Raw genomic sequence first — 19,269 nt, forward strand, 5'->3', positions numbered from 1 at the left:
AACTCGACATCCTTTTCGGCGAATCCGGACTACTGTCGGGTGATGGTAGTCGCCGGAGTGGTCGCGACCGGGCTGGCAGGCGTCGTCTTCGGGCTGGCGCTTGCGGCCCCACCGGGACCGATGAACGCCGTCATCGCCGAGGAGAGCGTCATCCGTGGATTTCGGTCGGGCGTCATTGCCGGCTGTGGCGCGATGGTCGCCGACGCGACGTTTTTGGCGCTCGCTGCGCTGGGCGTCGTCTCGATCGTCCGTGACGTGACGGCCCTCCAAGGCACAATGGTGGCCGTCGGCGGTCTCCTGATGTTGTACTTCGCCATCGACGCCGTTCGGGAAATCGATCAGACGTTTACCGATTTCGACGACGAGCCACCGGGATCAGACGCCCGCGGGTTCAAACGGGCGTTCCTGCTGGCGCTGACCAACCCCTATCAGATCGTCTTCTGGCTGACCGTCGGCGTCGGTCTGCTGACGCCCGGCACTGTCGATGTTTTCTCGCAAGTACCCTACGTCGGTGACGCACTCGCCGGGTTGCTGGTCGTCCATACAGGCGACCCGGCGCTGATCGTCGGGCTGTTCGGCGGTATCGTCGTCTGGATCGTCGGGTTCCCGGCGACACTCGTCGGGGCCGGCCGTCGGATCGATCGGTTTGCGTCCGCTGTGGCGGCGATCAGCGCACTCTTCCTGGCGGGGTTCGGCGTAGTCTTCCTGGCGGATGCCCTCGGTACGTTCGGCGTGTTGTGACGGTCCCGTCAACTCAGTTTTCGGCGTCCGTTTCGGGTTCGATGGCGGCGACTTCCTCCTCTAGCCATTCCTTGAACCACCGGACGCGCTTGAGTCGTCGGTGGAGGTGACTCTCGGCGGCGTCGCTCTCGATGCGCTCACGGGCGTCCTCGCCGCGATCGACGACCCGTTCGACCATCTCGGCAGCGTCAGTGTGGCTCCGGGACTCATAGCCCATCCGCAACAGCAAGAGTGCGACCCCGTTGGACCCGACCTTATCGAGGACATCAGCCTCGATGAGACAGCGCGTCTCTAGGGGCAGGTCCATCAGGTCGCCCTGGTAGGAGTGATCCCGGATTGCTTCGACGACCTGCTCGACGAACGATCCCGGATAGTCCCCATGTGTCGTGAGGAACTCCTTGGCGATGCGAGCGCCCGCCTCGGCGTGCTCGTCCTGTTCGGCTTCGAGTTTCGCAATATCGTGAAAGAGGGCCGCGACACGGGTGACCTGGACGTCGGCGCCCTCTTTCCGGGCGATGTCTGCCGCGAGTTCGACCACGTTGAGGATGTGATTGTACCGGTACTCTGCGGAGTGCCAGGGGTACCACCGCATCCGGCCGCCCGCCTGCTCGTTCTCGACGCTGGCTTCGAGATAATCGTGGACGAACCGCTTCATCTCCTCGACGTCCGCATCCGAGACGGGTGACTCCCGGATTTCAACACCCACAGAACCACCTCCGGCGTCTTCGCGTAGTGCTCATCTTGGCTAATAAATGGCGGGTTCGGCTCTTTAGCGTTACGACACCGATAGAAACCGCCAGACCCGTCGAAACGGACTCAGTCCCACTGTTCCCGTGTCACGGACCACTTGTCGTTCTCTGTACTGCCACGAACGCTTGGACGGTCGCCGGTTCGCTTAAGAGGACCGATCACACAATGCGTACCATGGAGATACGCACTGCGACACCGAGTGACAAACCAGCGATCCGGGACGTCGCCAGACGCTCGCTCCAGTCGTCGTATTCACTGAGTCCTCAAACGATCACCAGCGGGATCGAAGAGTGGTACGGGGAGCAACAGCTCGATGCGAGTCTCGAGTCCACCGATCGGAGACTGCTCGTCGCCGAATCCAACGACCAAGTCGTCGCGTTTTCCGAGAGTACGCTGACGGCCGATCGGCCGTGGGTCACCGGTGAGGAGGATCAGGGGCGGGACGCTCTCATGCTGTGGCTACACGTCGATCCCGAACACCGTGGCGAGGGGGTCGGGACGACGCTGTTCGACGAGACGATCGATCGGCTCCGCGAATCGGGTGCGACGACCGTCCAGGGACGAGTTCTCGCGAACAACCAGGCTGGGACTGACTTCTTCGAGGCCCACGGTTTCGAACGCGTCGGTCGAACCGAGATCGAGATCGGCGGCCGGACTCACGTCGAGTACCGCTACGTCGCCGAGCCGACGGGACTGGAACCGCTCGAATCGGGTTCCCAGACCGTTTACGTCGATCACGACGAGTCCGAAGGTGGATCGGAAGCCCCGTTCCACATCGTCTACACCGATCCAGACCGGGAGAACCGCTATGGCTACTACTGTGACAACTGCGGACAGCTTGCTAACGCGATGGACGCGATGGGCCGTATCGAGTGTGACGATTGTGGAAACCGACGGAAACCGACTCGCTGGGACGCCGCGTATCTCTGAACGGGCGCCCATCCGCACTGATTGGAGCTCGGCTCGTCTGCTTGCGATCGGCCGTTCTGTCCTCCCGTCGACCTCCGTTCGATCGTGGCCACTGCACGAACGTGTGCTTTGTTAGGGCACCTCTAGACTCTTATCGAATACATTCCAGAAAATAACTTCTGGTCATCCCAGCTTCAACGGCCGGCAGATCCCGGGTATTCAAGACGGGGCCGTACGGAGGTGCAGGTATGCGATTTGGCATCATTAGCACGGCCGGCATCGCCCGTAAGACGCTCATCCCGGCGATCGAACGAAGTCCACACGAGGTGACAGCCATCGCCTCCCGGCACGGCGATCGTGCTACAGCGGTCGCGGAGGACCTCGACATCCCGAATGCCTACGGCAGCTACGAAACCATGTTCGAGGACGCACCGATCGACGCCGTCTACAATCCGCTCCCGAACGGTCTCCATGCGGAGTGGTCGAAACGGGCAGCTGACGCCGGCTTGGACGTTCTCTGTGAGAAACCGATCGCCGAGGACGCCGACCAGGCGGCAGAGATGTTCGAGTACTGTGCCGACCGAGACGTGACGCTGATGGAGGCGTTCATGTATCGCTTCCACCCGCGAACCGAACGGGCGGCCGAGATCGTTCAGAACGAACTCGGGGAGGTCCGGGGTGGTTCCGCGACGTTCACCTTCCGGCTCGATGACCTCGAGGACATCCGTCTCGATCCCGATCTCGCCGGCGGCTCCCTGATGGATCTGGGCTGTTACACTGTCAGTGCGATGCGATTGTTCCTCGGTGAGCCCGAGCGAGTCTACGCTCGGAGTGTCGACACCCGCGATAGCGGCGTGGACACGCAGTTAACCAGCGTACTGGAGTTCGAGTCGGGCGCGACAGCACGGATGCACTGCGGGTTCGACACCCCCTTTGTCGAGTCCTACCGGGTCGAGACCGAAGACGGGTGGCTCGAAGCCGAGAACGTCTTCGGAGCCGACCCCGACCAGACCGTCTCTATCGAGTACGGGACCGATGGCCGACGGACGACCGAAGAATTCGACCCGGTCGACCCCTATCAGCGAGAGGTTGAACACTTCGCCGATGCCGTCGAGGCTGGCGAGACTCCCCGGATCGACGATGTGGAGTCCCTCCGGAACATGGCTGTCATCGACGCCCTCTATGAGAGCGCCGAGTTGGGCGAAGTTGTGACCGTCGAATCATATTAATCGGGTGTGCTGTCGTCAGTCGTCTCTTTGGCCTCTTTCGCTATTGTTTGTAAAAACGCCATAATTTATACTAACCTTTTTATCTGTGACTCGCCAACCATATCGAGAAGATGGTACCCTCTAGCCCGGGATCGGACAGTAGTCACAGATCGCCGAGACGGAAGTCCGTGCTGTTCTGTGCCAACTGTGGTCACGACAGCCACGTCCAGGGAGACTGGGTCCTCCACGAGCGACGCGGCTCGCGGTCGGTCTGGTACCAGTGTCCGGAGTGTGGTCGCGCGGTGTCGGTCCGGCCGACACGGTCACTGGAGGAGTCACGCCTCCCGTCACCCATCTCGGCAGGGGGTTCCCGGAAGACCTACGGGACGCCGCCGAGAGAGCGATCCGATGTCGATCTCTGGACGAACTTCTGGGACACCTACCGACATGTGACGACGGCCTGGCTCCGACCCTGGAGTGAGGTTGACGTCACGGCCGATTGAACGCCGTCGTTCGACGAACGAGATTCCACGCCTGATTTTGGATACTGAAGTCAGCTTCTGCTTCTCGGTGACGCTGCTTTCCCGTCTCAATGTTGTTTGCGTAGACTGCCTCCCGAATTGGGGTCAAAAAGACAGTACTTTGTTGTCGTGGGCCGATGTATGCTTTTGTCCACGTCGCAGATTCGCTTTTTATCCTCACAGAGTCCGATCGGAATGTCGACGAGCATTCGCTTGATATCGTCTCGTCTCTCACGCCACAGGTTCTACAGTGTCGGATAAAACGTGCTTTCACAGTCACCGTCCGATGTCAGGAACACGGCGAACCAGCCCGTCCCGGCCCAGTCGACACCAGCGTACAGACGCTCCTCTCGAAGGCGACCAACGTACAGATTGGGGTGAACACGGTACCGTGGAAGTTTAAACCCAAGTGGAGATTGCCAAGCGGATTCGAACCGCCGTCGTTCCACACCGCTTCACTCCCTGCTTCGAATCCGCGAGGTGATTCGTCGCTCGCGTGTTTGCTCGCGACAGAATAGTCCCGGGCGGATTCGAACCGCCGTCAGAGGCTCCAAAGGCCTCTATGATTGGCCACTACACCACGGGACTGCAAGAAATCCTTGATGTCCGGCATATAATAGCGTTATCCTTGGCACCGATCGCTGGACTGGACCGGTCTTGTTCCGGTAACACTTCACGAACCCGCCGACCGATATGGACTGGGGCGTTCTCGACTAATAACCCTTTTCTGGCCTCCCTCGAACAGGTAGCCGATGGAGGAGCGAACCCGTGCGTATCTCCGAGGTCGGTTCGGTGACCATTATCGCCGCACAGCGGTGACGCTGCCACCTGACGCCCACGAACGCGAGTGGGGATACATCCCCTGGACAGCGAGTCCCGGGGAAACGATGGTTCGCCACGAGTCGCTGCTGAATCTGGGTGATCTTGAATCGTTTCTCGCACGGGAGCGGCCCCGCCACGTCTACTTCTCGGCGGGTCGCTACGCCGATCCGAGCGCGTCCTCGATGGCGGCCAAGGACTGGCGCGGTTCGGACGTGGTCTTCGACCTGGACGCCGATCATCTTCCGTCTGTCGACCCTGCCGAGGCGACCTACGCCGAGATGCTGGCCGCCTGTAAGGACGCCCTTTTGCGACTGCTTGACTTTCTGGAGAACGACTTCGGCTTCGAGGACCTGACAGTTGTCTTCTCGGGCGGTCGGGGGTATCACGTGCACGTTCGCGACGATAGGATCCAACAGCTCGAGCGCGAGGCCAGACGGGAGATCGTCGACTACGTCCGCGGGATCGGTCTCGACCCCGACGGCCTGGTCACAACGAAGATGCGGGGCAACGTCACCGCTCGAGCGCTCAAGACCGAAGGTGGATGGGGCAAGCGCGTCCACGAGTCGTTGTTGGCCTTCGTCGACGAGATCGAATCACTTTCCGACGAGGAGGCGATGGCTCGCCTCCAGGAACTCGATGGGATCGGTGAAGGTCGGGCCAAGACGGTCTACGGGGCGATCGAGGCCAATCACCGGGCTATCGAGGACGGCAACCTCGAAGCGGGCGGCCCGGGGATCCGGAAACTTGTCGAGGCACTAACGAGCGAAGTCGTCGATACGCAGCACGCGCCGATCGACGAACCCGTCACGACGGACACGAATCGCCTCATCCGACTGCCTGGCAGTCTTCACGGCGGGAGCGGGCTCGCGGTTCGGCGGATCGACCGCGACGCCATCGAGCATTTCGATCCCTTGGTCGACGCCGTCCCGGAGACGTTCGAGGGCCACGATATCGCCATCGAGGTGACAGATCCGGGAGAGGTCGAGCTCGCTGGCGATAGCTTTACACTCTCTGAGGGAGACAGTATCGTTCCGGAGTACCTTGGCGTGTTCCTCATGTCGCGAGGGCGCGCCGAGAAAGGCCCCGAGTAGCCGACGACCATGGACCTAGACGAGATTCAATCAGTACAGAGCCGCGAGCGCCAGACAGACAGCCTCCAGCAACTGCGCGATTCCTTCTACGAGGAGGCTGGTGAATTCGTCCGCGCGCTACGCGAGGAGCGCGAGCGCGCCGCCGAGCGTGCCGACGATCCCTTCGACGCCCCCCAGGTCAACCGGCTGAGCGACGACATTGCGACTGCCGAACAGACCCTGGAGGCGATCTACGAGCGCCGCGTCGGCAAGATCGTCAAGATGGCATCGCTTGCGGCTGCGGATATGCCAACCGAAGACGAGGGACTCACGACCGAGGAACGTGACCTCTTCGAGTCGCTCGTCGGGTCTATCGAGCAGAGTCGCAACCACGTCTTTGACGTGCTGGAAGGTGAGACGACTGGCGGGAACCCGGACGTGGATACCAGCCCCTCAAACGAAACAGATCTGAATCGAGGGCAGCCCGTACCTGAGGACGAGTCCCAATCGATCGAACAATCGCCGGAGCAGCGTTCCGAACCTGCGGACCACCTAGATCCGGAATCGGTCTCTGCCGCCGACTTGATGGGTGCGGACGGGGGGACGCCGACCGGTGGATCGTCGGAGGACTCATCCGCGGACGGCGAGGCACAATCACGACCGGTTCCAGACGAACAGCCCCCGCAAGCGGCGGTTGGGGAGTCTCCACGTCGGGACGGCGGTACCGCGCCGGTCGAGCCATCGTCCGAGGCAAGCGGAATGGGCGAGTCGACCGCTGACGACGACAACACGTCCACACGATCGGATCCCACCGTCGAACGGACGACAGTCCGTATCATGGACGACGTTGGAGAGATCCTCGGCGTCGACGATCGAGCCTACGATCTGACTGCCGACGACGTCGTCACGCTGCCGGCAACGAACGCCGATCCGCTGGTCGAACAGGGTGCTGCCGAGCGTCTCGAGTGAGGTTTTCTCAGACCGCCGGTCGTGCTCCGATATCGACAGTCACCGTCTCCGCGTTCCCGTCGCGGATGATGCGTAGATCCGTCGGCTCGCCGGGCACCGTCTCTAACGCCAGGACGCTCGAGAGGGTGGCCCTCGTGGGGACAGGCTCCCCGGCGAGATGAGTGATAACGTCGCCACCCGCGGGGGCCAGCCCGCCGTCGGCTGACTGCTCGCCGGTCGATCCCTGTAGAACGCCTGCCGACGGTCCATCTGCGACGACGCGAGACACGTAGACTCCCGTGGCTTCTTCGAGATCGTTGGCAGCCGCGATCGCGGGCGTGACGTTTTCCAGGCCAACGCCGAGGTAGGGATGGTCGTACGACCCGGTCTCGATCAAGGCGGGCACGACTTGCCGTGTCAGTGGTGCCGAGATGGCCAGTCCGATGTTGTCACCGCCCCCGGCACTGATGACGCCGACGACGCGTCCTTCGAGATCGACCAGCGGCCCGCCGCTGTTGCCGGGATTGACCGGCGCATCGGTCTGGATCGTATCGGGGATCGAGAAGTTGTTCGGGGCCGACAGTGTCCGGTCGACGCCGCTGACGATTCCCGAGGAGACTGTTCCCGAGAGTTCGTAGGGGTTGCCGATCGCGACGACTTCGGTTCCGACCGGTGGATCCCGGGAGCGCAAGGGGAGAGCGGTTGCAACGTTGGGTCGATCGTCGACACGCAGGACCGCTAGGTCGCTGTAGGTGTCGGTCCCCTCGATCGTGGCGTCCCGCCAGCCTGTGGTTCGATAGCGAACGAACAGATCCTGGGCGTTCGCGACGACGTGTTCGTTCGTTACGAGGTGTGTGTCGTCGTAGACGAATCCGGTTCCGGCCCCGGTTCCTCTGGCCCCGGTACGGACCCTGATTTGCACCACCGAATCCCGGACGGCACGATAGACTTCGGAGAAGCGAGAGACGTTGGTCCCGTCGAGTTCTTTGATCGTCTCATTCCTACCACCGAGCGGCGTTTGTGTCGTCCTCTCGGGTGTCAACGGGTCCGTCTCCTCCTGGGGGGACTCGGCACAGCCGGCGAGAGCGAGAACGGCTGTGGCACCGATGCCACGGAGAAACCCCCGACGAGAGACGTCATCTGGGGACATACCTGGTTAACGGTTCCGTCCCGCATAAACGCTTGGCCGCCCCGGAATCATCGTATGCATCATTAAGTATGTGACTACCCTACTCACTGACGACCATGGAACTCACCTGGCACGGTCACTCGACCTGGAGTGTCGCCCTCGGAGACACGCAACTGTTGATCGATCCCTTCTTCGACAACCCGAAGACGTCGCTGTCGCCCGCAGACGTCGAGCGCCCCGATTTCGTCCTGTTGACCCACGGCCACGCCGATCACATCGCGGACGTCGATGCGTTCCCTGATGCGACGGTCGTTGCGACGCCGGAACTGGCCGGCCACATCGAAAACGAGCACGGCAACGAGACCGTCGGAATGAACCTCGGCGGCACCGTCGAGGCCGGGGACGCCTTTGTGACGATGCATCGGGCGGATCACACCAACGGGATCAACACGACCCACGAGATCGGATCGGCGGGAATGCCGGCCGGGTTCGTGATCTCCGACGCCGAGCCGACCCAGGTAAGCGACGACGAGGCCACGGCGTTCTACCACGCCGGCGACACGGGACTGATGACGGAGATGCGCGACGTCATTGGGTCATTTCTCGAACCCGACGCCGCTGCGGTCCCGATCGGCGATCACTTCACGATGGGACCGGAGCAGGCCGCGATCGCCGTCGACTGGCTCGATGTCGATCACGCCTTCCCGATGCACTACGACACGTTCCCGCCGATCGAACAGGACGCCGATATGTTCGCCCGCGAGGTGAACGCCGTCGGCAGCGACGCCGACGTTCACGTCCTCGAGGGCGACGAGACGTTCGAGCTCTGAGCGCCGGTCGTTCGACGCCCGTTTTCGTTACCACGTCGACTCGAGGTCGATTCCGTAGACGGAGGCGGGCGTCTCGATGTGGGCTGTCCGGACGGCATCCACTCGTCCCCTGTCAAGCAGCCACTCCACGCGTCGAGGCACTGTCTTCGGGCCGAGTACCGCGCCCGGACGGTCCGGGTCGTCGATGAAGTCTGTCTCCATCAGGAACGGTTCGTCCTCCGCGACGGCGACCTCCAGTTCGTCTTTGTCCGAGAGGACGCTCTTGGTCGGTCCCTGGAGGTGCCCACCCGAGTAGTGCTTGACGACGCGTTTGGCGGGCAATCCCCGCTCCTCGGCCCAGGTTGCGACTTCGTTGAAATCCTCGCCGCCCTCGGTGTGTAACTGGACGGCACAGCCCGTCTCCGCCCCGAGTTCGAAGGCATGTTTCATCACGTCGTTCGAGGCCGCCCAGATAGGATCGCCCACGTCGTAGTGTGGACGACCTGACTTCAGCGCGAGCGCCGGGCCGTCGGCGACGAATTCCGCGGCGACGTCCAGCCCCGCCTGCATGATGTCGCGTGCTTCCTCGGGCGTGTAGCCCCGCCCAGTCAGTTTCGAGATTAGTGCGGGATGGACCCCAAGTACTGGCCAGGCCCGTCCCGGGAGGACCTCGCTGGCCCGTTCGACCGTCTCGACGGTCGTCTCGAAGACTGCCCGGAATATCGACTCGTCGTCGGCGACGTCTTCGAGCATCCAGGACGGCTTGTTCACGACGAGCAGGTGGGTCCCGCCAACGCGGACGAAGTCTTCGACGGCGTCGATACCCTGGCCGTGCTCGGGATCGAGGTGGAGGTGGTTGTCCAGAATCGGTCCGTCGTACTCCTCGCTCATGGTCGAACGGGGGAGTCACTCGCCCAAAAGCCGTTCGTCTCTCCGTGTGCGTATCGCCTGCGAAACTATTCACTTATCGAGGGTATGGCTCTCGTGGGCCGTACTCGCCAGCGCGTCCGAGCGCCCGTGCTCGCCCGGGGCGATCGCGACGGTCCGACACCCCCGTTCGGCGGCCACCTCCAGTACAGGCTTGAAATCCGTGTCCCGGGAGGCGACGACGAGCGTGTCGATCTGCCCCTCGGCGACCGCCCGTGTCGCGTCGACGGCGAGTTTCACGTCCACGTCGCCACTGGTCGTCACGACCCCGAAGCCGTGTGCTTCCCCGGCCTGGATGAGGCCCGGCGTCGCGTGTTCGTCGAGGTAGAGGCAGGCCGACGCGAGCCGGCCGTGCTCGGCCGCGATCATCCGGAGGTTGTCGAGGTCCACGTCGAACTCCGAACGGAGCACGTTCGGCCCGTCGACGAACAGACCGACGCCGCCCGACCGCCGGCCGCGGACGCGATCTAGCAATCCCATGGCCAGGTCGACGGCAGGAACGGACTTGGAGATTCCGTCTCGAAATCTGTGGGTACCTAACACGCCACAGAGGCGACGCGATTGACGGCATTTATTACGGAGCGGTCCATCGATCCTGATGTAGCTCGCTCGGTTGGTGTAGTCCGGCCAATCATTTCGGCCTTTCGAGCCGATGACCTGGGTTCAAATCCCGGACCGAGCATTCTGCGACGAACGCACGTGAGTAGCGAATGCGAAAGGAGGGATTTGAATCACGCGAGTCGCAGCGTTCGAGTGACCGCAGGGAGCGAGGACATCCGTCTCGCCATCGGGTTCAAATCCCGGACCGAGCATTCTACGAGAAACGTACGTGAGCAGCGAAGCGAGAGACGAGATTTGACTCATGGCAGACCGAGCGTATCGAGGTCTGGCATCGGGATCAGCTCCCGATCGAACACGTAGTAGGCGACTACTGCGAGCAGGTAGATCACGAACAGTCCGCCCAGGGCGAGGCTCGCGGTCGTACTCAAGCCGCTGGTCATCGTGACCGTTGGTCTCGCGAGTTACACCCTACAAGTGCCGGTTCTCTCTTGGCAGATCGGACAGACGGCCGAGGGTCCGGAACGCACCAGTCATCGACACTGACGAGATGTGGTTGGGGGAACAGATCAGGAAGAATCGAGAGCGGCAGGCCTATCCGTGACCGTCCAGAGATGTCGGGCATGCAAGCAGTCGTGCTCGCCGCTGGACAGGGCACGCGAATGGCCCCGCTCACTGATAACACGCCCAAACCCATGTTGCCCGTGGCCGGGCGACCACTCGCCGCCCACGTCGCCGATGCGGCTGTCGACGCCGGAGCCGACGAACTCGTTTTCGTCGTCGGCTACGAGGCCGACGATGTCCGATCGTATTTCGGGGGTTCCTATCGAGGGGTGTCCGTGACATACGCCGTCCAGTCGGAACAGGCTGGAACCGCTGACGCGCTCCGCGCGGCCAGCGACGAACTCGAGGGCGCGTTCGCCGTACTCAACGGTGATAACCTCTACGACTCGGCCGAGATCGAGCGGCTCTTCGCCGACGGCCCGGCGCTCGGCACCTACGAGGTACCGGACCCCTCGAACTACGGCGTCGTGTCGATCAACGACGGATCCATCGCGGAGATCGTCGAGAAGCCCGACGATCCGCCGACAGATCAGATAAACGCCGGCGCGTACGTTTTCCCGTCGAAGGCCCGAGAATGGGTGGCTGTCTCCGAGAGTGAACGCGGGGAGTACGAGATCACAGACATCCTTGCGAGAGTCATCGATGACTACGACGTGACGCCGGTCGCGTTCGATCGATGGATGGATGTCGGACACCCCTGGGAATTGCTGGAGGCCAACGAGTTGTTGCTCGAGGGGATCGACCGCGACGTCAGCGGGACCGTCAGCGACGCGGCCGACCTCCGTGGGACCGTCGTCGTCGAGGACGGAGCCACGATCGAACCCGGCGTCGTGATCGAGGGGCCAGTGTACGTCGCAGCGGGTGCCGAGATCGGCCCGAACGCCTACCTCCGAGGATCGACCTACCTGGGAGAGGACGTACACGTCGGCAACGGAGTCGAGATCAAAAACAGCGTGATCCGGGCGGGTTCGGCTGTCCCGCACCTCTCGTACGTTGGCGATAGCGTGGTCGGGTTGGACGTGAACTTCGGTGCAGGGACGAAGGTAGCCAACCTCCGCCACGACGAAGCTGACGTCCGCGTCACGGTGAAAGGCGAACGTGTCTCGACCGGGCGGCGCAAGATGGGGGTCGTGACCGGCGACGACATCAAGACCGGTATCAACACAAGTATCGAACCGGGCGTCGTTCTCTCGTCCGGAACCCGCATCGAACCTGGTGAGCGTGTCTCTCGGGATCGCTGACCTGTCATCAAGTCGTCCGGGATCGAACTGGCTGGACTCGCTATCGAATTGCCTGTGTCACCGATCCTGACCGGGCCGTGCTCCAGGCCTTCAAACACATTTCGAAGCGAACCCAAAACCTTGAATATTGACTAAACGTTCAGTTATTCTATGCACCGGGTGTCACGGATAGACAGATTCGTTCCAGGGAGCGCCGAGGCCCCCGGATCAGGCAAGAGAGAGGGCCAGTGACTATGGACGGGGTACTGCAACGCGATGGGGGGCAGACAAATCAGGAAGCGATCGACCGGCAGATCCACTCCTGGCTGACCGGCGCGCCGACCCAACTCGCCGCCGATGCTGCCCGACCGTTCGACACAGACAGCGACCGGTTCCGTGGTCGATTTCTGTTGTTGGGAATGGCCACGACGGGCGAGCGCCAGCCGGACGATCTAGGAGTTCAGGCGGCAGCGACCGTCGAACTGCTCTATGGGCAGGCATTGTTGAACGGACGGGCGTCGGGCCTCCTCGATACAGGCGTTCAGGGCATCGATCGCTCGCGCGCGTTACTGGCGAGCGATTACCTCCACTCGTTGGCGTACGCAGGCCTCCGTGATCTCGACGTTGAGCCGTCGATCGGGAAGGCGTGCTTTCGGTCCGTTTCGGCGGCCAGCAGCCGACTTGCCTCCGCCTGGGAACGCGTCGAAGAGAGTGGGTCGGAATCGATCGATCGCGTCCCGATCGAACCGATCGTTACGGCGACGGCGGGCGATCTCGCCGGCTTGCTCGGGCGTGCGGACGAGGACTGTCGGCGGGCGTTGCGGACGACCGGAGCTGTCTTGGGTGTCGCCCGGGGCCATTCCGACAGGGATAACTTCGAAACGGACCAACTTCAGTCGGTGAACGATCTGCTTCCCGAGGAGTGGATGGAATCTGTCTTCGGAGACGGGATCGGTACCGACAATGTCGACGAACTTGTGGCACCACTGCCGGATTCGCAACCCCTCTCTCGCCTTCGGGAGCTTGCCGACTCTGTGTTCGCTGGATCAACGAATCGAATCACGCATGACTGATAGATTGTACGCACCGTCTCGAACGATGTGCCGATGGGACGGAGTGCCGGCCGCTCGCGGTAGAACCTGTCTCGTCACGGCGGCCCGAGGCGGATTCAGACGGAGGGATGTCTGTGATTGATGCTGATCCTGACGGTGACACGTCGACTCGAGAGGCTATCATGCTCGCGACATTCCAGGCGTTGTGTACCCACGGGTACGCAGGGACGAGCATCTCCCGTATTGCCGAGGAGTTCCCGAAGAGTAAATCATTATTGTACTATCACTACGAGGACAAGGAGGAACTGCTTTCGGACTTCCTCGCTCACCTCCTCGACCAGCTCGAATCGGAACTACATGACGATGTGGATGAGGCCCCGCTGGAACGCCTCGAAACGCTGCTCGATCTGCTCGCTCCCCACGACCCATCTGAGGAACGCATCCGGTTTTTCCAGGCGACGATGGAGATGCGGGCACAGGCGCCACACGAACCGGCCTATCGCGAGCAGTTCCAGCGGACGGACGACCTGGTTATCACGGTCTTCGTCGACGCAATCGAGGACGGCATCGCGGACGGGACGTTCCGTGACGTCGATGCCGAACGGATCGCGGAGTTTATCCTGACGTCGCTGTACGGGACCCTCGACCGATCGGTTCTCCTCGAGGACCCCGAGCGTCTCGAAAACCTGCGTGACGAACTCGACCGATATATCGAGGAAACGCTACTCGCCGACGACTAGTCGTCGTGGTTGTCCCGTCCGATGGGAGCCGTGCGGGACGCGATCGTTCTCGTGGACGGCTAGTCGATGTGGATGGCCGGCTTGCCGGGTTCGGCACGGTCGGCCAGTTCCACGTTCTCGGTCGTGTCCGCTGGTTTCACGACGACCGTCACGTCGAACTCCTCGCGGAACAGCCAGCCGGCCCGTTCCAGCAGCGCACGTTCCCGTTCCGGATCGAGCACTGGTTCCAGCGAGCGACGGCGCTGTTCTAACTCCCCGAGATAGGGGCCGGCCGCCTCGCGATGTTCGGCGACGAGGTCGTCCTCGAGGGCCTGACTGACGACTGCTTCGTCGGGATCGGCGTGGCGAACTGCCTCGTAGGCGTTGAACTTCCACTCGGGGGCGACGACGAACGTGATCCGTTCGGGGTGCTCGATCCCGGCGACCTCGGTGATGTCCCGGACGTCTTCGCGCGTCCGGTCGATCAGCGCTCGTTCGATGCGATAGTCGTCGGTATCTCCCGCCGAGTCGGGCCAGTCGGCCTCGACGGCCAGACCGTCACACCGGAGCATGTTCCACAGTTCCTCGGCAAGATAGGGCGTGATCGGCTCGATCAGGACGGCCAACGTCTCCAGCCCACGGCGATAGGCATCCTCGTGTGGTTCGCCTGCGTCGCGGTATTGTCCGAGCAGCCCAGCCAGCGACCGGATCTCGCTGATTGCCCGGTGGAATCGGAACGCGTCGAACTCCGCCGTCGTGGCGGCGATCGCCCGGTCGATCGCCCGGTCGAGGTACTCGTCTCTGGGCTCTCGATCGGTCCGTGTAGGTTCCCGATCGACGAACGCATCGACCATGCTGTAGAGCTGTTGCTGGAAATCGTACGCCGAGCCCACGTCCTTGGCCGTCCACTCGAAGTCTTGTCGCGGGTGAGCAGCGCTGAGGACGAACAGCCGCGTCGTTTCCGGGCCGTACTCGTGGGGCGTGATGACGTTGCCCGTCGTCGTCGACATCTTCTCGCCGCCGTGCAGCACGGTCCCCTGGTTGACGAGCCGCTCGACCGGCTCGCGGGTTTCGAGGATGCCGAGATCGGCCAGTGCCCGGGCGAAAAAGCGGATGTAAAGCAGGTGGAGCACGGCGTGTTCTTCCCCGCCGACGTAGACATCGACGGGCAACCACTCGGCCGCGAGGTCGGCGTCGAACGGGGCGTCCGTGAGGTTCGGCGAGAGAAAGCGCAAGAAGTACCACGAGGAGTCGACGAACGTGTCCATCGTGTCGGTCTCCCGGCGGGCGGGTTCGCCACACTCCGGACAGGTCGTCTCGACGAACTCCTCGTTCGCTTCGAGCGGGTTGCCCGTCGCGGGCTGGTATTCCGGCAGTTCGACCGGGAGCTGGTCCTCGGGGACGAGTACTGGGCCACAGTCCTCGCAGTGGACGATGGGGATCGGCGTCCCCCAGTAACGCTGCCGGGAGATCAGCCAGTCCCGGAGGCGGTAGGTGACGGCCGACTCCGCACAGTCGAGTTCGAGGAGTCGATTTCGTGCCCGTTCACTGTCCAGGCCGTCGTACTCGCCGCTGCCGACGAGCACCCCCTCCCCGGTGTAGGCGACGTCCTCGACGGCGACATCCTCATCTACGTCCCTGTCGGGTTCGACGACCTGCCGGATCGGTAGCTCGTGTGCGGTGGCGAAGGCGTGGTCGCGCTCGTTGTGGGCTGGCACGCCCATGACGGCCCCGGTCCCGACGTCGTCTAAAACGTACTCGGCGACGTAGATCGGCACCTCCTCGCCGGTCAGCGGATGGATCGCGTGGTGTCCCGTGAAGACCCCGCCGGCTGTCGGGTCTCCGCCACTGTCATCGTGGCTCCGGGTATCCGCGAGGTAGTCCGCTACCGCCCCCTCTTCGTCGGCCAGTTCGGTCGCGAGGTCGTGTCCCGGAGACACTGCCAGAAACGTCGCGCCGTAAATCGTGTCCAGCCGGGTCGTGAACGCCTCGACGCTCCCGTACTCCGGGACCTCGAACTCGACGCGTGCACCCTCCTGGCGGCCGATCCAGTTGCGCTGGATCTCCCGGACGCTCTCGGGCCAGCCCTCGAGGTCCCCTAACCCATCGAGTAACTCCTCGGCATAATCGGTGATGGTGAAAAACCACTGGTCGAGTTCCCGCGTTTCGACCGGAGTCTCACAGCGCCAGCAGACGCCGTCCGTCCGGACAGGACCGGCGTCCGGACCGGATGCACCGTCGTGGTCGTCCCCCTCCTCGTGGGGGTGTTCGACCTGTGCGTCGGCCAGGACCGTCTCACAGTCGGGACACCAGTTGACGGCGGCGGCGTCGTACTCGACGAGTCCGGCCTCGTAGAACTGCTCGAAGAACCACTGGTTCCAGCGGTAGTAGGATGGGTCGCTGGTCGTGAACTCCCGGGACCAGTCATACCCAAGCCCAAGGTCTTCCATCTCCTCGCGCATGCTCTCGATGCAGGTCTCCGTCCAGGAGCGCGGGTCGGTAAAGCGCTGTTCGGCAGCGTTCTCAGCGGGCAGACCGAAGGCGTCCCAGCCCATCGGCTGGAGCACGTCCTCACCCTGGTGGCGACGATAGCGGGCGTAGGCGTCGGTGATCGCGTAGTTGCGGACGTGACCCATGTGCAGGTTCCCCGAAGTGTAGGGGAACATGCCGAGGACGTACGTCGGGTTGGTGGCCCCGTCGGGACATTCGTAGACGTCCTGTCTGCCCCACTCGTACTGCCAGTACTCCTGAATTCTCGCGTGGTTGTAGTGACTTCGGTCCATGTCGGTCCCGCTGAATGTAGCGAGTTCGGGCGGGCGGAGGCATAAACCTGATCGACAGTTCGGACGTGGCCGCCAACGATTTGTCCCGCTGGCACCACCTCGTCGCATGAAGCTGACGTTTCTGGGAACCGGCACCGCGTTGCCGACCGGCGAGCGCAACCAGACCGGCCTCCTGGTGGAAACCGACGACCGACGGCTCATGGTCGACTGCGGTAGCGGCGTCCTCGGTGCGCTGGCGACCACTGATCGCGGGTACGCCGATCTCGATGCCGTCCTGTTGACCCACCACCATCTCGATCACCTCGCTGACCTGCTTCCCTTGCTGAAGGCCCGCTGGCTGGCGGATGCGCCGTCGCTCTCGATTGCCGGCCCCGAAGGCACCGCCGAGTTGTTCGCGGACCTCCTCGACGTTCACGAGTACCTCCGGGAGCACGTCGACCCAGTAGTGACCGATCTCGAAGCCGGGGAGACGACACTGGCTGGTCTCGACGTCCACGCCAGGGACGTCAGCCACTCGATGGCAGGCCTTGGCTACCGACTCTCACCGGCGGGATCGTCGGGGCCGGCGGTCGTCTGCAGCGGTGATACGGTTGCCGATCCGGCGTTTCTCTCGCTGGCCGCCGGCGCCGACGTTCTCGTCCACGACTGCTCGTTCCCGGACGACATCGAGACCGACAATCACGCGACGCCATCCTCCCTGGGTAAGGCACTTTCCGAAGCCGACATCGACGTTGAGACGATCTTTCTGACACACCTCTACCCGCAAACGGACGGCCGCCACCAGGAGATGCTGGCTTCGATCGGCGAGCACTATCAGGGCGAGGTCAAATTCGCCCGTGACGGGCAAGCTATCACGTTCTGAGACGCGTGCTCACTCGCCGTCGCCGGTGATTACGTCGTCGGCCCGACTCCGTAGGATCACCCGTTCTGTCTCGATGAGCGTCGGATACTCGCCCTCGCCGAGATAGCGGTAAGCAAGCGTATCGATGTGCTTGCGGGCGCCCTCGGTCGTCGTCTCGACCACTTCACCAGTCTCTGAGAGGAACCGGTAGGGGTTTTCGGGATCGATCATACTCACCGAGACCGTCGGGTCACGAGCCACGTTGCGCTCCTTTCGCCGCCCGCGTTCGGTGTTGACCAGCACCCGGTCCCCAACGTCGTAGTCGATCCACACAGGGGTGGTGTGTGGAAGACCGGCCGGTGTCATCGTCGTCAGGTGTGCAAACGTCTCTTTCTCGAAAAGTCGTGGTACACTTCAGGGATGGCAGACGTCCTCGGTGCTTCTCCCCCGCTACTTCGGCTGCCGATGGCATCATTGCTCGCCCTCGCCCGGCCGAGGACCATCCTGTTTCGTCTCAGACTCGGTCGAGCGTAACTCTGAAGTCCGCGCCGCCGTCCACGCTTTCCCGCAGAGAGACAGTCCCGCCGTAGGACTCGGTGAGTGCGCGGACGAACCCGAGTCCGAGTCCCGTCCCGGAACTCTCGGGTCCTTTTCGTCCCATCTCGAAGATGTCTTCCCGGACTGCTTTTGGGACGCCACTCCCGTCGTCGGCGAACCCGACGACGACGGTCTCGGTCGTCGGCTCTTCGGCGTAGATGTCGACTGCGACGGGGCCGTCGTTGTGGATCGCGGCATTCGAGAGAATGTTCGTGAACACCGAGTCTAGCAGATCGCCGCCGTAGACCTGGTACTCGAAGTCTGCGGGTTCGAACGCGACCGTTAGATCGTCGTACTGGGCGGTGACGTCTCGGACTGTCTCCTCAAGTTCCCGGCGGAGCGGCTTGGGCTCGGGTTCGCCGGCTTCTTCGAGCGTCGAGACGAGGTTGCCAACCCGGTCGACCAAGTCGGAGGCGCTGCGAGCGGCCCGATCGATCCGTTCGGCGTAGTCGAGGGCCTGATCGTCCACTTCGTCGAGAAGCGCGTCGGCGAACCCCGTGATGACCTGCAGGTCGTTCCCCAGGTCGTGGCGCAGGAGACTGTCGTACATCTCGATCATCTCCTTGCGGGTCTCGAGGTCGTTGCGTGCCCGTTCGAGTTCCTCCCGCGAACGGATGTTGCTGATGGCCGTGGCGGCGTGAGACGCCAGAATCGAGAGCGGTTCGGCGTGTTCGTCGCCGATCGCGTCGCCCTCAGTCGCCCGCAGGACGAGCACCACGATCACCTCGTCGACGATGCTCGCCGGGACTGCCAGGGCGGCCGTCACGCCCGAGTCGTCTGTGACTCTGGCGTCGGCACCCTCTCGCGTGACCGTCTCTCCTGTTTCGATGGCTTCCCGGACGATCTTTGCCCCGTCGTCGCCCGCTCTCAGTGCCGGGTTCGTACTGCCGTTGACTGTCGGTTGCCCGTCGCGAACTTCGACGAACGTCGCGTAGGGGAACTCAAACAGCAGCGACATCGCCTCAAGTGTGAGCGAAGCCACTTCGTCGGCCGTTTCACAGCTGTTCAAGGCCTGACCGTATCGATTGAGGTCGGCGACCTGTTCCGCGAAATCCCCCTGATCTTCGAAATCCATTGGCGATAATCGCTCTCCGTCGATCG

General features: G+C 63.1%; 20 protein-coding genes and 2 tRNA genes. 12 read left to right on the top strand and 10 right to left on the bottom strand.

The genetic code is table 11. The features are described from left to right. Positions 1-42: 42 nt before the first annotated feature. The gene (locus tag BN2694_RS00535; protein ID WP_135661579.1) at positions 43-741 is read left to right on the top strand and encodes a LysE family translocator; all 699 of its coding nucleotides are present in this window, start codon (positions 43-45) and stop codon (positions 739-741) included. 13 nt (positions 742-754) lie between these two features. Here BN2694_RS00535 and BN2694_RS00540 read toward each other — a convergent pair whose 3' ends face one another. Beyond that, on the bottom strand, positions 755-1,447 hold the full coding sequence (locus BN2694_RS00540) for an HD domain-containing protein (RefSeq protein WP_135661580.1): 693 nt from the start codon (positions 1,445-1,447) through the stop codon (positions 755-757). Between the two features lie 218 nt (positions 1,448-1,665). Here BN2694_RS00540 and BN2694_RS00545 point away from each other — a divergent pair, with 218 nt between their 5' ends. The 3 genes from BN2694_RS00545 (at position 1,666) to BN2694_RS17320 (ending at position 4,111) form a co-directional block, all read left to right on the top strand. Beyond that, a complete protein-coding gene (locus BN2694_RS00545) occupies positions 1,666-2,421 on the top strand; it encodes a GNAT family N-acetyltransferase (protein ID WP_135661582.1) in 756 nt (251 codons plus the stop codon). 227 nt (positions 2,422-2,648) lie between these two features. Then, positions 2,649-3,629, top strand: coding sequence for a Gfo/Idh/MocA family protein (locus BN2694_RS00550; protein WP_135661584.1), 981 nt, complete (start codon positions 2,649-2,651; stop codon positions 3,627-3,629). A gap of 110 nt (positions 3,630-3,739) precedes the next feature. After that, on the top strand, positions 3,740-4,111 hold the full coding sequence (locus BN2694_RS17320) for a hypothetical protein (protein ID WP_210408888.1): 372 nt from the start codon (positions 3,740-3,742) through the stop codon (positions 4,109-4,111). Here BN2694_RS17320 and BN2694_RS18070 read toward each other — a convergent pair. Both BN2694_RS18070 and BN2694_RS00560 read right to left on the bottom strand, forming a co-directional pair. Beyond that, positions 4,098-4,409: a DUF429 domain-containing protein gene (locus tag BN2694_RS18070; protein WP_394346568.1), complete on the bottom strand. Its 312-nt coding sequence runs from the start codon at positions 4,407-4,409 to the stop codon at positions 4,098-4,100. The two genes, BN2694_RS17320 and BN2694_RS18070, sit on opposite strands and share 14 nt — an antisense overlap. A 235-nt stretch (positions 4,410-4,644) precedes the next feature. Continuing rightward, positions 4,645-4,717: transfer RNA gene (locus BN2694_RS00560), tRNA-Gln, on the bottom strand. A gap of 164 nt (positions 4,718-4,881) precedes the next feature. On the opposite strand from BN2694_RS00560, the gene priS reads away from it, so the two are divergent. Then, positions 4,882-6,042 (top strand): DNA primase small subunit PriS, encoded by a 1,161-nt coding sequence (gene priS / locus BN2694_RS00565; protein WP_135661586.1) that lies wholly within the window; start codon positions 4,882-4,884, stop codon positions 6,040-6,042. Positions 6,043-6,051: 9 nt separating this feature from the next. Beyond that, the gene (locus BN2694_RS00570; RefSeq protein WP_135661588.1) at positions 6,052-6,990 is read left to right on the top strand and encodes a DNA replication complex GINS family protein; all 939 of its coding nucleotides are present in this window, start codon (positions 6,052-6,054) and stop codon (positions 6,988-6,990) included. Between the two features lie 7 nt (positions 6,991-6,997). Here the strand turns inward: BN2694_RS00570 and BN2694_RS00575 are convergent, their stop codons facing one another. Continuing rightward, on the bottom strand, positions 6,998-8,119 hold the full coding sequence (locus BN2694_RS00575; protein WP_135661590.1) for a S1C family serine protease: 1,122 nt from the start codon (positions 8,117-8,119) through the stop codon (positions 6,998-7,000). Between the two features lie 95 nt (positions 8,120-8,214). Here BN2694_RS00575 and BN2694_RS00580 point away from each other — a divergent pair, with 95 nt between their 5' ends. Further along, the gene (locus BN2694_RS00580; protein WP_135661592.1) at positions 8,215-8,928 is read left to right on the top strand and encodes a metal-dependent hydrolase; all 714 of its coding nucleotides are present in this window, start codon (positions 8,215-8,217) and stop codon (positions 8,926-8,928) included. A 27-nt stretch (positions 8,929-8,955) separates the two neighbouring features. Here BN2694_RS00580 and BN2694_RS00585 read toward each other — a convergent pair whose 3' ends face one another. Together BN2694_RS00585 and BN2694_RS00590 are read right to left on the bottom strand one after the other, a co-directional pair. Continuing rightward, entirely contained in the window at positions 8,956-9,798 is an 843-nt protein-coding gene (locus BN2694_RS00585) for a TatD family hydrolase (RefSeq protein ID WP_135661594.1), read from the bottom strand. Between the two features lie 69 nt (positions 9,799-9,867). Continuing rightward, entirely contained in the window at positions 9,868-10,314 is a 447-nt protein-coding gene (locus BN2694_RS00590) for an NYN domain-containing protein (protein WP_135661596.1), read from the bottom strand. A gap of 127 nt (positions 10,315-10,441) precedes the next feature. On the opposite strand from BN2694_RS00590, the gene BN2694_RS00595 reads away from it, so the two are divergent. Continuing rightward, positions 10,442-10,516: transfer RNA gene (locus tag BN2694_RS00595), tRNA-Glu, on the top strand. Between the two features lie 178 nt (positions 10,517-10,694). On the opposite strand, the gene BN2694_RS16900 is transcribed toward BN2694_RS00595, so the two are convergent. Then, positions 10,695-10,835 (bottom strand): hypothetical protein, encoded by a 141-nt coding sequence (locus tag BN2694_RS16900; RefSeq protein WP_167879926.1) that lies wholly within the window; start codon positions 10,833-10,835, stop codon positions 10,695-10,697. 180 nt (positions 10,836-11,015) lie between these two features. On the opposite strand from BN2694_RS16900, the gene glmU reads away from it, so the two are divergent. The 3 genes from glmU to BN2694_RS00610 all read left to right on the top strand — a co-directional run bounded on the left by glmU (position 11,016) and on the right by BN2694_RS00610 (position 13,968). After that, complete coding sequence (glmU, locus tag BN2694_RS00600) at positions 11,016-12,197, top strand: bifunctional sugar-1-phosphate nucleotidylyltransferase/acetyltransferase (protein ID WP_135661598.1); 1,182 nt, start codon at positions 11,016-11,018, stop codon at positions 12,195-12,197. 233 nt (positions 12,198-12,430) lie between these two features. Beyond that, on the top strand, positions 12,431-13,249 hold the full coding sequence (locus tag BN2694_RS00605) for a hypothetical protein (protein WP_135661600.1): 819 nt from the start codon (positions 12,431-12,433) through the stop codon (positions 13,247-13,249). A 107-nt stretch (positions 13,250-13,356) separates the two neighbouring features. Beyond that, the gene (locus tag BN2694_RS00610) at positions 13,357-13,968 is read left to right on the top strand and encodes a TetR/AcrR family transcriptional regulator (protein WP_135661602.1); all 612 of its coding nucleotides are present in this window, start codon (positions 13,357-13,359) and stop codon (positions 13,966-13,968) included. 59 nt (positions 13,969-14,027) lie between these two features. On the opposite strand, the gene leuS is transcribed toward BN2694_RS00610, so the two are convergent. Then, positions 14,028-16,730 (bottom strand): leucine--tRNA ligase, encoded by a 2,703-nt coding sequence (gene leuS / locus BN2694_RS00615; RefSeq protein WP_135661605.1) that lies wholly within the window; start codon positions 16,728-16,730, stop codon positions 14,028-14,030. A gap of 106 nt (positions 16,731-16,836) precedes the next feature. On the opposite strand from leuS, the gene BN2694_RS00620 reads away from it, so the two are divergent. Continuing rightward, complete coding sequence (locus BN2694_RS00620) at positions 16,837-17,592, top strand: MBL fold metallo-hydrolase (protein ID WP_135661607.1); 756 nt, start codon at positions 16,837-16,839, stop codon at positions 17,590-17,592. A gap of 9 nt (positions 17,593-17,601) precedes the next feature. Here the strand turns inward: BN2694_RS00620 and BN2694_RS00625 are convergent, their stop codons facing one another. Together BN2694_RS00625 and BN2694_RS00630 are read right to left on the bottom strand one after the other, a co-directional pair. Beyond that, positions 17,602-17,937, bottom strand: a complete 336-nt coding sequence (locus BN2694_RS00625) for a pyridoxamine 5'-phosphate oxidase family protein (RefSeq protein ID WP_135661610.1) — start codon at positions 17,935-17,937, stop codon at positions 17,602-17,604. Positions 17,938-18,085: 148 nt separating this feature from the next. After that, on the bottom strand, positions 18,086-19,243 hold the full coding sequence (locus tag BN2694_RS00630) for a sensor histidine kinase (protein WP_135661612.1): 1,158 nt from the start codon (positions 19,241-19,243) through the stop codon (positions 18,086-18,088). Positions 19,244-19,269: the final 26 nt, after the last annotated feature.

The sequence above is a fragment of the Halorhabdus rudnickae genome (genome assembly GCF_900880625.1).
GTDB classification, from domain to species: domain Archaea; phylum Halobacteriota; class Halobacteria; order Halobacteriales; family Haloarculaceae; genus Halorhabdus; species Halorhabdus rudnickae.